Source organism: Acidicapsa borealis (assembly GCF_059115245.1).
In genome coordinates this window covers 4,460,405-4,473,918 of record NZ_JCACNY010000001.1, presented here as the reverse complement: position 1 = coordinate 4,473,918, position 13,514 = coordinate 4,460,405, and the positions used below count along the sequence as shown (strand labels likewise).

10 protein-coding genes are annotated in these 13,514 nt (G+C 54.6%); 8 read left to right on the top strand and 2 right to left on the bottom strand.

All coding sequences use genetic code 11. From position 1 onward, the window contains the following. The first annotated feature begins 17 nt into the window (after positions 1 to 17). From AC5S27_RS18405 to AC5S27_RS18370, 8 genes are all read left to right on the top strand, one after another. The gene (locus AC5S27_RS18405; protein ID WP_493936017.1) at positions 18 to 422 is read left to right on the top strand and encodes a helix-turn-helix domain-containing protein; all 405 of its coding nucleotides are present in this window, start codon (positions 18 to 20) and stop codon (positions 420 to 422) included. Positions 423 to 740: 318 nt separating this feature from the next. After that, entirely contained in the window at positions 741 to 995 is a 255-nt protein-coding gene (locus AC5S27_RS18400; protein WP_493936016.1) for a PqqD family protein, read from the top strand. Positions 996 to 1,009: 14 nt separating this feature from the next. Beyond that, the gene (locus tag AC5S27_RS18395) at positions 1,010 to 2,353 is read left to right on the top strand and encodes a phosphotransferase (RefSeq protein ID WP_493936015.1); all 1,344 of its coding nucleotides are present in this window, start codon (positions 1,010 to 1,012) and stop codon (positions 2,351 to 2,353) included. Continuing rightward, positions 2,350 to 4,386: a prolyl oligopeptidase family serine peptidase gene (locus tag AC5S27_RS18390; RefSeq protein ID WP_493936014.1), complete on the top strand. Its 2,037-nt coding sequence runs from the start codon at positions 2,350 to 2,352 to the stop codon at positions 4,384 to 4,386. The genes AC5S27_RS18395 and AC5S27_RS18390 overlap by 4 nt, the downstream gene beginning before the upstream one ends. Continuing rightward, positions 4,367 to 4,744: a lasso peptide biosynthesis B2 protein gene (locus AC5S27_RS18385; protein WP_493936013.1), complete on the top strand. Its 378-nt coding sequence runs from the start codon at positions 4,367 to 4,369 to the stop codon at positions 4,742 to 4,744. The genes AC5S27_RS18390 and AC5S27_RS18385 overlap by 20 nt, the downstream gene beginning before the upstream one ends. Continuing rightward, complete coding sequence (locus AC5S27_RS18380) at positions 4,695 to 6,647, top strand: asparagine synthetase B family protein (protein WP_493936012.1); 1,953 nt, start codon at positions 4,695 to 4,697, stop codon at positions 6,645 to 6,647. The genes AC5S27_RS18385 and AC5S27_RS18380 overlap by 50 nt, the downstream gene beginning before the upstream one ends. A 77-nt stretch (positions 6,648 to 6,724) precedes the next feature. After that, on the top strand, positions 6,725 to 6,883 hold the full coding sequence (locus AC5S27_RS18375; RefSeq protein ID WP_493936011.1) for a hypothetical protein: 159 nt from the start codon (positions 6,725 to 6,727) through the stop codon (positions 6,881 to 6,883). Positions 6,884 to 7,148: 265 nt separating this feature from the next. Beyond that, complete coding sequence (locus AC5S27_RS18370) at positions 7,149 to 7,307, top strand: hypothetical protein (RefSeq protein WP_493936010.1); 159 nt, start codon at positions 7,149 to 7,151, stop codon at positions 7,305 to 7,307. A gap of 68 nt (positions 7,308 to 7,375) precedes the next feature. Here AC5S27_RS18370 and AC5S27_RS18365 read toward each other — a convergent pair whose 3' ends face one another. Both AC5S27_RS18365 and AC5S27_RS18360 read right to left on the bottom strand, forming a co-directional pair. After that, entirely contained in the window at positions 7,376 to 9,700 is a 2,325-nt protein-coding gene (locus AC5S27_RS18365) for a prolyl oligopeptidase family serine peptidase (RefSeq protein ID WP_493936009.1), read from the bottom strand. 174 nt (positions 9,701 to 9,874) lie between these two features. After that, positions 9,875 to 12,922 (bottom strand): TonB-dependent receptor, encoded by a 3,048-nt coding sequence (locus AC5S27_RS18360; protein ID WP_493936008.1) that lies wholly within the window; start codon positions 12,920 to 12,922, stop codon positions 9,875 to 9,877. Between the last annotated feature and the right edge of the window lie 592 nt (positions 12,923 to 13,514).

The window sequence follows — 13,514 nt, the reverse complement described above, 5'->3', positions numbered from 1 at the left end:
TCGCGGAGATTCGGACCATGAGATCGTCGTCTGGCAGCGACCTCATCACAACTCTCCTCAAGAATCCAGCTACGCTTGTCCATCACTTCATCCTTGCTTCACACGGCAATGTAGGTCTTCGGTTGAGCACAATTGCAGCTGAAGTTGCGGTCGAGATGCGGACGCTGGAGCGAGCATTCTTCACTCAATACAAGATGACGATGACGCAATTTCAAGTGCAGACTCGCCTTGAGTTTGCAAAGTGGCTGCTGGACGTATTTCCTCCGACGAAGATCAGCGCCATTGCCGCGACTCTGGGCTACGAACGTGTCCAGGATTTCAACCGATTTTTCAAGAAGCACATACATCGCTCGCCCGTGGAGTGGGCTCGAAGCGAACGCACGAGTATTGCTGGAACCGGCGGGGCTGACCCTGGCAAGTGAAGGCTACTGTCTTGGCGCCTAGATTTGGCAGGTTTCAGTCCGTATATTCACAAATCGCTTTGTCGCTTCATGCGAATCAGTTTCGATTGCAACTCGAATTGTCCGGTGTAAGACTCCTCACACAGTTGGATTTGCAGTGCCTGCTTTGAAATGGAATGTTCGCTCCGATGCTCTTTTTCAGCGGTCCATTCAGCAATCCTGCAATCCCCCATTTCGCTCATGTCTTCGGCCTGTTGTTCACATCACGATTTGAGCTCATGGCCCAGAGTGGCGTCTCCATGGGAGGAGCCCTTGCACATCGCGTTGGAGGTGAATCGAATGGTTACACTTCGTTCAAGTTTGAGGTCTCTTGTAGATCACGATGGTGCAGTAATTCTAGATATCGAACGGGACTCAATGCTGACGCTCAATTCCACTGGCAGCTACGTTCTTGAGCGACTGCAGCACGGCAAGCAACTGGATGAAATCATTCGCGACCTTGCGACTGAAACTGGCACCGATCTTGTGACAGTCGATCGGGATGTACACGTCTTTTTCGAGGAACTACAAGCAAGACGCCTCTTTACCGCATGAACAAGGATGTTCCCATGTCAATTCACGACTCTCCCGCGGAATATAGCGAATATCGACTGGTTCTGGTGCGGGCGAACTCGCGCAGGACATGGGCTGAACTCTGTGGTACCGTCGTAGCTCTGCCAAGGGTCGCAATCCAACGCTCGACCCGAGTGGCGGAACAGGCCCAACGCGTTATTGAAGGCAACTGGTGTACCAGCGCGATTATTTTGGACATCTTGCCAGGGGGCAAGGATCAGGCGTCATGTGCTATTGCTGAAGTCCCAAACGATCAATTTCCACAAGGTCTGATCTCAGTCGGAATTGACGAGCTTCCTGCAACGGAGATAACAGCCGAAGAGCGCGGAATCATCGAAGAGATTCTCGCGGGGAACCGAGGTAGCCGCGGGCCATTCTCGCGCGCAGGTTGGATAGAAGAAGCCAAAGCGTGGCTTCGTGCGGAGGTGGGCCCGAGCCTCGTTCTGTCTGGGGAAGTCCGCCAGTACAACGCGACGGGCACATTTGCGTTGGTTCGATTTGGGACTCGGTCCGGCCAAGCCTATTGGTTGAAGGGCACAGGAGTACCCAATGCCCATGAGTTTCAAGTCACCAGAAAGCTCGCTGAGTTGTGCCCGGATTTCCTCCCCATCCAGATAGCGGAGCGAGTGGACTGGAATGCATGGCTCATGGAAGATGCCGGACAGCCTGCGAAAACATTAAAAGCACCCCAACTCAGGCGGGCTGTTGTTTCAATGGCATCACTCCAGAAATCGACCGTCGGAAGTTGCCATGAATTTCTTGCTGCGGGAGCAGCAGATCAGAGCGTTGGTATCCTTCGCGGCAGCCTGGTCGAGGTCATCGAGTATCTCGACCAGGTCATGGTAAAGCAGACGTCGACTAGAGTTCCAAGGCTCGAGCGCCGGCGTCTGTTGGAGATTTCAGCCATTCTTGAGGATGCCTGCTTTCGGATGGAAGATCTTCGCATCCCGGATGCGTTAATTCACAACGACCTCAACTCTGGGAATATTCTCTTCAGCGAAAGCGGCTGTGTCTTCACGGATTGGTGCGAGAGTTGCGTCGGCAATCCATTTTTTGCCTTTCAGCAACTGTGTCTGCTTCAAACGTCTGGGGCCGCCAACTGGAGTCCGGAGTTGCGGACACTCTACACGAAGAGTTGGCTGAAACTACTTGATTTGTCCCAAATCGATGCGGCATTTCGATTGTCTCCACTCTTGGCTATCTTTTCTCATCTTTATGGCCGTGGCACATGGATGCACTCTCCCGGGCGAAGTAATGCTCAGTTCGAGGCCTATGCACGCAGCCTTGCCCGCCACATGGATCGCGCCGCACAGGATCCCTTGCTAATGGAGGCATTATGAACCAGAGAATGCCCCTTCATCCTCCCATTGAAGACACGATTCATGGCGTAACCGTAAGCGATCCATATCGCTGGCTCGAAGACCGAGATTTGCCGGAGACGCGAACTTGGATTGAAGACCAAAGAAAACGCTGCGATGACTATTTCTCAAAATGTGTCAGTCTTGACTCACTGCGAAACCGCGTCGAAGTGTTCTTAAACGTCGAGGTCATCGATCAACCTGCGCGGGCCGGAGGCCGTTACTTCTATCGTCGTCGGGGCAAGGATCAAGAGCAGGCCTGCATCTATGTGGAAGAAATCGAGACGAACCAGAAACAGTCGCTGGTTGATCCATCTTGTGAAGGACCATTCGCATCGGTTGGAATTCACCGAGTCTCCGATGACGGGTCTCTGGTCGCGTTCGAGTTCAAGCGAGGCGGAGGCGATGCGAAAGAGATTCGTATTGTCGACGTGTCCACTGGGCGCATTCTGCCGGATCGAATTGATCATGGCTACGCACGGGGATTCGCTTTCGCATCACGCAACGAAGGTTTCTATTTTTGTCACGAATCGACTTCGGGTGCCGAGGATCATCGCATCCAATTCCAAAGCTTCGATGGACGCATAGAAAGCCGGACCATCTTCAGAAGGACTCGCACCCAAAGAAGCCGGCTTGTTCTGACGGCCGACACGATCCGCCTCGGCGCGATGTGGACCTATGAACGGGAGCAGGAATTTGTCTGCGACTTCTATGTCGCGCCGCGTGACCGCGACGAAGATTGGCAGCAGGTGTTCGCCGCCAAGACTCTGCCGCATACCCCAATGCTCTATGACGGCCGCATCTTCGTACTCTCCTTCGAGGGGGCAGCGAACGGCAAGATTGTCGAGCTAACTCCGGACGGGCGTGAAGCAAACCTCGTAATTCCGGAATGCGATTTGATGATTCAGCAACTTGCGTTCGCGTCGCTAAGGCTCTTTGTTGTTTATTTGAGGAAAGGGAGTTCGTCGATCGAAAGCTGCGCCCTTGATGGCGGCGATTCTTGCAGTCTCGGTACATCGGGAGGGGGAACAATTCAGCTGCTACCCCAACTTGGATCGTCGGAGAGTAGCGTCTTTTACACCCATCAGACCTATACGCAGCGACCCTCAATTTACGAATACACGCCCGGAATCAGGACGGCTCACCTTTTGAGCCAGGCGGGCCCCTCGGTCGATTCCAGCGTCTTCCAAATTCAATCGCACTCGTTTATCGCCGAAGACGGAACAAAGATCCCCATGACGCTCATCATCAACAGCACAGCAGCAAACTTGCGACCGCAGCAGGCCATCATGACCAGCTATGGGGGATTCGGCATTGCTATGACACCTCAGTTTTCTGTTCTGGTGACGATCCTCTTGGAGCTTGGCGCGGTCTTTGCTGTTCCTCATGTTCGGGGAGGCGGAGACTTCGGTTGCGCGTGGCATGATGCTGGCCGCGGCCGGAGGCGTCAAACAGCCATTGACGATTTCGTTCGAGCGGCAGAGTGGCTATGCGCGGAGGGAGTCACCTCTACAAAACAACTTGGTATATTTGGCGGATCGAACTCCGGCCTACTGGTTGGAGCGGCAATGATACAGAGACCGGATCTCTTCGGCGCTGTGCTCTCTATCGCACCGCTGTTGGACATGGTGCGCTATGAGCACTTCGACCAGGCGGACAGATGGAGAACGGAGTTTGGCACTGTGGAAGACGTCCAGGATTTCCATGCGCTTCATGCCTACTCTCCCTACCACCATGTGCAGTGCGCCGTGGATTATCCAGCAACGCTCTTTGTCTCAGGCGACCAAGACGATCGTTGCAATCCCGCCCATGTAAGAAAGATGGCCGCACGGCTTCAAGAACGGGAGGCACAGCGTAATGCGATCGTAGTCGACTATAGCGCAGAGCGGGGGCACTCGCCGGTTCTTCCCCTAACAGTGCGCATCGATGCCCTTGCACGAAGGCTTGCATTTCTCTGCCAAGAGCTTGGCATTGAGGTTCCTCTGGAGGCACGCGATGAGCCGACTGATTTGTAAGAGCTACCTGCTGTTGCTCTGGACTGAGTGCTTCATGGTGTTCCGAAGCCTGCGCGCTTTGCATGCGCAAGTTCGAAGACGGAGAGTGGAAGCGCCAAAGCCGGGCCTGCTTCACAAGACGGACGAACTCTGCCTCGCGATGGATCTGGCCTGTGTGTTCTACCCAAAGCAAGTACTTTGCCTGCAACGTACTGCCGCTACAACGCTGTTGTTACGAGGGCATGGCATTCGAGCCGAAATGGTGATTGGCGCTCAGTTGCTTCCATTCCAGTCTCACGCATGGGTCGAGGTTGATGGGATTATCGTGAATGACAAACCCTACATTCGGGATATCTACCAGGAGCTTGAACGCTGCTAATCCAGGAGCCCTTAGAATGAGCATCCTTTTTGGAATATGCCAGCCCGAAGGTCACCTTGTCGAAGAACGCGATTTGATGGAACTCTCGCAGGGAACGGCCAGGTTCGCCCCAGATGGAACCTTCGTTCGCGCGGAGGGGAGGATCGGAATGGGCATTCAGCCATACCATACCCACCTGCGATCCAGACTAGAATCGCAGCCGACTGTCGATGCACACAGCAACATGCTCACTTTCGATGGAAGGATCGACAACTACTCTGAACTCTGCGCACTCCTGGAGCTTCCCAAAGACGTGATTGCGGACTCAGAGATCGTGCTCGCTGCATTCGAGCGCTGGGGGGAGGAATGCTTTTCGCGGATTGTTGGCGATTGGGCTCTGGCGCTCTGGTCAAGACTGGATCGAACCCTCTATCTCGCGCGCGACCACGCAGGCACACGAACTCTCTATTTTGATCTCCGCGGAGACTCGATCCTTTGGTCTACCTACCTCGAAACGCATTTCGTAAAAGACAAATCGCGCGACTTGAATAGGGACTTCGTGTCCTGTTTTCTTGCCTCGCAACCAATCGGTGACCTCACTCCACACCAGGGAATCAGCGCCGTCACGCCCGCGCACTACCTCGCCTGGCGTGACGGGAGGTTTGTTCGAAATGCACATTGGCAATGGGTCGCAAAAGACAAGATACGATACCGGTCCAACGTCGAGTATCAGGAACACTTTCTAACTCTGTTCCGGCAGTCCGTGAACCGACGCACGGGAAAGGGCGCTCCCATTCTCGCAGAACTAAGCGGCGGCATGGACTCGTCTTCCATCGTCTGCATTTCCGATCATATGCGCAAAGAACAAGGAGCGGGGCCAAGCGAGCTTCTCGATACTGTCTCTTACTATGATGAGAGCGACCCAGCTTGGGATGAAGCTCCTTATTTCACTTGCGTAGAACGAGTGCGTCAAAAGCCCGGAATCCATCTTCCTCTCCCTCTGTTGAGTAATGAACTCCTCCCAGCTCCAGTCCCAGATCTGCTCCCCGGCGCAGAACTCGCGGCTTGGGAAAACGAGCAACGCTTTCACCAGAAAACCCAATCGGATGGCTTTCGAGTCACACTCTCGGGGCTTGGAGGAGACGAATTACTCGGCGGCGTTCCAACCGCACTTCCGGAGCTTGCGGATTATTTCGTCCAAGGTCACTTGCGACTCTTTGCGAAGAGAGCAGTTCCTTGGTGCATGCACCTCCGCAGGCCGCTACTCCATGTGAGTGTCGCGACGATCAAATTCCTCTTAGACCAGTATTCGAAACCCCGCATCCCGCAGAGGGGATTGCCGCCGTGGGCCACCGACAATATGCGTCGACTTATTCAGAAATCAGTTGATCGTTCGATCGATGGACACCAATCCTTAGGTCTGGCGCCGAGCGCGATCTCGAATGGACGGACATGGTGGGCAACAATCGAAACTCTGCCACATCTCCATCCCGGAAATATCAAAAGACTCGAATATCGCTATCCATACCTTGACCGGGATCTGGTCGATTTTCTTTTGCGTGTACCGCGCGAACAACTCATTCAACCGGGACGGCGACGATCACTGATGCGAAGTGCATTGCGGGGAATCACGCCTCCAGAAATACTCGAACGCCGGCGCAAGGGAGCACGCCACAGAGCAGTGTTCGTCCCGCTGAGAAGCGGCGCCGCAAGAATCGGGAGACTGTTGAAACATTCGAGAGCCGTGGCTCTCGGGCTCATTGAGCCCACCAACCTTGAGGACATCGTACTTCAAGCCATCCATACCAACGATCCGATATGGATCCATGCAGTGACGAGGCTGGTGCTCTTTGAACTTTGGTGCGAAGGCACGTCTTCAAACGGCACTGCGCAAAGGCTCAGTTCTTCAGAATTTGTCGCTTGATTGCGACGGTCGAGATCCGTTCCTACGAGATCAGCGCTGGCTCAGAAGAGCGGAAATTTGAAACGAGGTGAACCCAAATGAAAACAACTGCAAAGCACACGATGCCGTACGTCAAGCCGGAAGTACTCAGTGCTTCCAACGCCAAGTCGATCATCCGAAACCCCGAGGCCATCAAGCGAGGTCACAGTTTCGATGGGACCTTGGCAACCAGTCCCGCCTATGGGGCCGACGAGTAGAAATCACCAGTCGGACTGAAACCGGGGGGCGTGAGGTGCACCTCACGCCCCCCGAAACCAAACTGGATTCAAAATCAGGTGACCGGCCGAGGAAACCTCTGCCGACATTGTAGTCCTGATTGCATTTTGATCTTCCACCGCTGAATCGCTGAATACTAGGCCAATCTGACCAGGATCTGTTGCGTGACTCGCAACGAACGCAATCCGCTGACACGAGATTCCTTACCACTCGGATTAGCGGAAATTTGAACCGAGGTGAACCAAAATGAAGACAACCGCAAGAAATACCATGCCGTACACCAAACCGGAGGTACTAAGCACCTTGAGCGCCAAGTCTGCCATCCAGCATGTGGAAGCGACGAAGATGGGTCACAGCAACGACGGCACTCAGGCCACCAGCCCAGCCTACCAAGCGGACGAGTAGCACTGGTCCTGTTCTGTAAGGGGTGAACCCGTGGGCCAGATGTGCACGTCATGCCCACGGGTTACAAACTACTTGTCGTTGGACATTTCACTGCGCATATTCTGCCATCGAACATATTGGGCACGCTTATCCCCAGCGGTGTCCTCCATGCCCTGTAACCAAAAGCGAAACCAGTCGACCGCAGTCTGCTGAGATGCCAGGCGATCGAAAGGTTTCTGAAGAACATGCTGGCCTGCGGGAATGTAGATCATGTCAACCGGCTTGTGCTGCTGCCTCAGCGAGGCATAGATCTCCCATTCTGCAAGCACCGAGCTCGGGCCGATGGCCTGGATCTGGAGTGGCGTAATGACCTTGTCCAGGTGAAAGCTTGGCGCTCGTTCGAGCCAGGTAGACAGGCCATCCCCGATAGGTTGGGCACCGAGAATCTTCTCATACTCCTTTGCGAGCGAAGGGCGTCCCTCACTGAACAGTCGATAGGTGAGGTAGCTCGTATCCATGCCGTCCGCGATAGCGGCCGCCCTGAAGAGCCTGGGATCTGAAATCAATGCCTGTTCGACGTGCCAGCATGTGCGACTGAAACCAACGACTCCAACTCGATTGGGATCGACAAGGCCATTTGCGCTAAGTTTGGCGATTGCAGCCTGCCATCCGGCAAGCTCGTCATAGGGCTCCTGCCGTGTGCTGAAGTGATCCGAGCGGCCGGTAGTTTGCAGCACCATGATGCCCGAAGAGGACAGGGACCTCGCCGCCATAGCTGTCGGGTAGAGGCCGTCCGAGATGAAAGCGAAATCGAGATAGCCATGAGTCTGTATGACCAATGGATAGGATTTGCCTTCCCGATAGTCGGGAGGCGTGATGAGGATACCCGTCCACGTATAGCCGTTCTTATCCTGCCAGTGATAAAGGGCCGCTTCCCCAAGCTTGACGTTCTTAAGTTGAAAGTTGGGATTCCAGAGCTGTTTCTCTCTGCCAGAGTCTCCATCGATTGCCCAAAGCGTCGGCGGAGTATTCAAATCCTGTTTGACTACGAGATCGATCTTCTCGTCAAGCCTTCCAATTCTCCCCTCGACGCCGATTGGCTTCCCCGTATATGGATCTCCGGGCTCCACCTCTACGAGCTTCCAGCGGCCATTTTCATAACGATATCGCTCCGTCTGTCCCCACTTCCCGTGCCACGCAAAGGAAAGGAGGACTTCGCTGTCATCCACACCGAAGCGAGCATCCTTCAGTCGTAGCGGTTTCGGATTGTCGGCAGGGATAACGGCGCTCGCGTCACGCGTGAACGCAATGCACCGCGCTTTGAGGGAGGGAATGTCCACTGACGCCAGCGCGCAGGTGTGTTTGCGCCTCGTTTGCTCCTCCGAATCCACTCCATCGAGAGGAAGAGCCACGTTCCCAAGCAGAACCCGGTTACCGTCTTTGGACCAAATGGCGGTCGTCAGGTCCTCTTCGGCCAGTGAGTCGGCGTTGGGTCCGTCGATCAGAGTCCGTATGGCGCCCGTCCGCGTGTCGACCAATTGATACTCTCGAAGCCGAAACCAATAGGTTGGAGAGGTCAGCGAGGCGTCTCGGGGGTTGATCCTCCAGGACTCAAAGCCGGGCATCGGATCATAGGCCGACCAGGAACTCTTCGCACTCGTGACTGGCAGTAAGCGGACGACCCATCGGCCATCGGGGGAGAGTGAGAGCACATCAATCGAGTGCTCGACATCGGCAACGGGTTCACTGCCGCTTGGGTCTGCCAGCTTGTGAAATTGGCCACCACTGCCAACCCAGATGTCTGGCAAAAAACGTGCACTTCCCATTCCGTGCCCCTCTTCGGGAAAGGAGAGAATATCCTCAAGCCCCATACCTGTCACTGCACCGGCATCGGCATTCACTGCGTCTCGACGGTCCCAGGGAACCCTAGGTACGGCATCGCTGGTTCTGTTCGCGCTATAGGCGATTTGATTTCCAACAAAGTCGAACTGCCGAACACCGTAACCTTCGGGCGTCAGTGCCTTGACCTCCCGATGCTCAATGTCCACTTTGAAGAGTCGCTTCTCCGCAAGAGAATCCTGGCCGAGGAAGTAGAGGCTCTTGGAGTCTGGGGTCCAGCGGATATCGGTGATCATGGGAGCGTTGGGCACTGCCGCCTGGATGCCTGGAACAGCGGAAATCCTGGCAATTGCTTGTGGAGCCGGTACCGAAGTCCTGTCCGAAGGATCGCGAACGAAGTGCCGGACTCCTTCTCGGTCGATCAGCCAAAGCGTTGACTCAATCTGATTCGATTCGACAATTCCTCGGGAGGTAACCAGATAAAAATATCTTCCATTCGGCGAGCGTTCCGCTTTGCTGTTGGGTACGAGGCCGGATGGCTCGCTAAAGCTGACCATCGAAATCGAGTCACTCACTGTGAATGCGCGTTGCTCAGCGATACTTGAAGGGCCGATCAAGAATGCTGTGAGCACCAAGGGAGTGCACAGCAATGCCGTCTGGGGCCAAGACCTCAGCATCATGAATACACCTCTAACGAAGATCGAGTGATAAGGGATTGTGGAGGATACGTTCCATCGCAGACGCGCCGACTAGAACAACACCTTCAGAGCAAGCTGAAGAGAACGCGGACCGCCTTGTTCGTAGAGCGCATTTTGATTCTTCAAACCTATGTTGAGGGTGTTGTAGGCCTGCCCGAAACGCGTAGACCCGAAATTCAGGGTGTTGTAGATGGCTCCAAAATCCGGGCGGTTCAGGACGTTGAATGCCTCGGCGCGGAATTGAATCTTCACTCGATCCGAAGGGTCAAACTGCCGCCGTACCGCTAAGTCAATTTCGTTTGCGCCGAATCCTCTGAGGAAGTTCCGGGGAGCGTCACCTATTGCCCCAGTTACGTTCTGAAAGGCATTGAAGTTGATCTTCCTTCCACCCGGAATTTCATCTCGCGAACCGTAGACATATAAAGGCTGTCCTGCGACGAGATTTGGACGGGCATACTGCTGCGTTCCGTTCGAAGCGACGTAAGCACCCCCGTAGACGTCTACCGGCGCAGCGCTTCGCGCGAATGCCCGCAAATCCGCTGCCCAACCCTCTGTGACTTCCCGCGCTAATCGCCCGCCGGCGCGAGGGGGAAGGCTGTATGTGACCGCCGCTTGAAAGTTGCGTCGTACGTCGAAATCGGAATCGCCTTTCAGAAGCGGCTGATAGCTGATGAAGCTTGATGAAAGGTTGTCAATGCTGTGAGACCAGGTCATCGACACCAGCACCTGAAGTCCATGGATCACTCGTTGTTGAAACTGCGCCTGCAGGGAGTTGTAGTTCGACCATGATCCATTCTGAATCACGTAGAGACCATTGCCGAGCGAGAAGGCTGCGTTAATGGACGCTGGATTCTGATAGGTGCCTTCCATCAGTCTGCGGCCCGCGGACGCGACATAGCCAACAGTGAAAGACCGCGCTGTACCTAGAGCCTGTTCCAAAGATAGATTCCATTGGATGGTGTAGGGCAGCTTCAGGTTTGGTTCGTAGCCTACCGCCGTCTGATTGAAGGGCGCCTCCGTCGAGGCAGCAGGGAGTTGATAGACTGCAGGCGCCAATGGAATACTGAGGCCGGAATAGTATTCGGTCGAAGCGAACCCCAGTTGCGTAAAGCCAATTGCTCCGAGGGTGTTGCCAGTATCGAAGAACTGACCGACCCCGGCCCTTAGGACAGTCTCTCGACCATCCCGGGCATTTAGTTGGGAAGCGATCCCAAGGCGCGGAGCGAAGCCGGCATAGTAGGTATTCCATTCCGGCGTTCCTTCTGGTGCAAGCTGTGCCGTCGCGATATTTGTTATCTGGTCGAGTACTGGCGGGATACGGCCATTCCCGTTGGCAGGGGGCGGATTTACATCCCAGCGCAAACCGAGCGACAGAGTATTCCGCCGATTCAGCTTCAAGTCATCCTGTACAAACGTTGAGAAGTTTGTGAAGATCGGCTCGTCTGGAACGGCTCCGCTGGTGGATACGGCGGAGAAGTCCGCACTGTTCGACTGCAGTCCCTGTTCTTCAAAATAGAGGAGAGTTGCCGAGAGCCTGTTGAATTTTTCAATCAGTTCGGATCGTCTGTAATCGACACCAATCTTGATGGAATGTCGTCCAAGTGAGAACTGCTGGGTATCGATGATGTTGGTTTGAGTTTGCCCTATCTCCTGCGCCACCAAATCAATCCCAGGGTCCGACCCAAAGAATAGAAATCCGGCAAATTGTGAGTCCTTTGGGGCACCCGGAAGAAAGGTGGCTTGCGTAGACGCCTTAGCGCCACCGAACGAATCGATCGTATCCCGCTCACTGAGCGAGTACCACGTGTAATTGAATCTGAGATCGTTGACCAGTTGAGGACTGAAAGTTCGAGTGAGACCGGAAGTGACACTGCGCGTGACAAACGATTGCGGAATAACCTGAGCGAGATCGTCGGCTGAACGGCTGTCATTGGACGAACTTGAGTCGCTGTAACGGCCAAAGACGTGAGTCTTGTTATTGAACGTGTGATCGAACCGGATACTACTAGTATTGAGTCCCGAGGGCACAGAATAAGCAGCGGTAAAATATGCGAGCCCAGGCGCTCCAGACACCTCCGCGCCGTTCGCAATTGGGAAGGCACTAACTACCGATTCCAATCCCGATGCTGTCGATTGCCGGAGAGCGGAATCCGGAACCTCGCTTGTCGTCGCGGGTGTGGGTATGCTCAGGCGGAGACCTTCATAGGAGTAGAAGAAGAAGGTTCGCTTTCTCCCATAGTAAAGATGGGGAAGGTAGAGTGGGCCTCCCAGAGTTCCACCGAAGTCGTTCTGTCTTTCTGCAGTCTTAGCTGTCGTTGGCGTCGTGTGGTCGTTGAACCAGTTGTTCGCATCGAGTACATCGTTGCGGAAGTAATTGAAGAGGCTTCCGTGCAGCATATCGGTCCCAGAACGGGTCTCAAGTGAAATTTGTCCCCCTGGAGTTCTTCCGTACTCGGCAGAATAAGTAGAAGTGTTGATTCTGAATTCCTGGAGCGCATCGACGCTGGCCATGCTTTGCGTTGTACCAAGCGCAGTTTGCGCTGGAAGCAGGCCAGCCGCACCGGCCGTATAGGAACCGTTGCTTCCAGTACCAACATTGGCGCTCACGCCATCAACGGTGTAGTAGTTCCCCTCTGTCCGCTGGCCGTTCACGCTGAACTCACCGCTGTTACCGGAGGAAGATCCGTAGGGAATCGGAGTCTGGACTACTCCGGGCGCTAGCGAGATGAGACTTTGCAGGCTGCGACCGTTCAGGGGCATATTCTCGACAAACTGGCGATCGATTACAGTACTGACGGAGGCATCGGTCGTATTGATGGAGGATGCACCGGCATCCACAGTTACCGATTCCGATGCTGCCCCAAGCGGCAGCGTAAAGTTCAGAGCCAGGGCGCTCTGAACATTCAGGACGATGTCCGGTTTGATCAGCGTTTTGAAGCCGATCTTCGACACCTGGACGGTGTATTGACCGGGGGGTAGAATCGCAACCGAGTAGATTCCAGTTCCATTTGTTTTGCTCGCGTAGTGTACTCCGGTCGCCTCGTTCAGTATCTCGATATCAGCGTCTATGATGACCTTGCCTGAAGGGTCAAGGACCACTCCGCTTATCGTGGCATTTGTAGATTGCGCGCTGATCGATGTCAGACCGCAGAATATTAGCAACAGCAGGGAAAGCGTGTGAAGATTTTTCAATGGGAGACTCCTCAAGCGAGCTGAAGGAATGTTTGTTCATTCTGCTAACGGAAGTCGGCGCATCATATGTGTCACCGATTCGCGAGAAATCGCAGATGTTGGTCTGGTGAGATGTAATGCGACCTAAGGGGCTACTTCAGCGGCCATGGTTGGAGGCCGTTTTCCGTCCAGCCTGGGGAGCAACACCGTACCTTCGCTAGACTCAGATCTACCAAGACGAGATATACGGACTCAGAAGGAAACGCGCTCATCACTGAGCCCGGAACTTATCATCTTTCTACCTTGTGGTCGCCCCCAAAGTTAAAAGCGAAGACCAGCGGAGCAGAAGCCTTGGCTGTTGGTTCGGTACACATTTGGAGAACGCTACTGTCGCCGTTGCACTCGCATGCCGCTCAGGTGTCCTTTTTGCGCAGATGATCTATGCGCTCGCCATGGCGGGCACGCGTTGCAGCATAGGTGATGAGTCGTTCCTGTTTACGATGGGCTACGTATCCTGGTG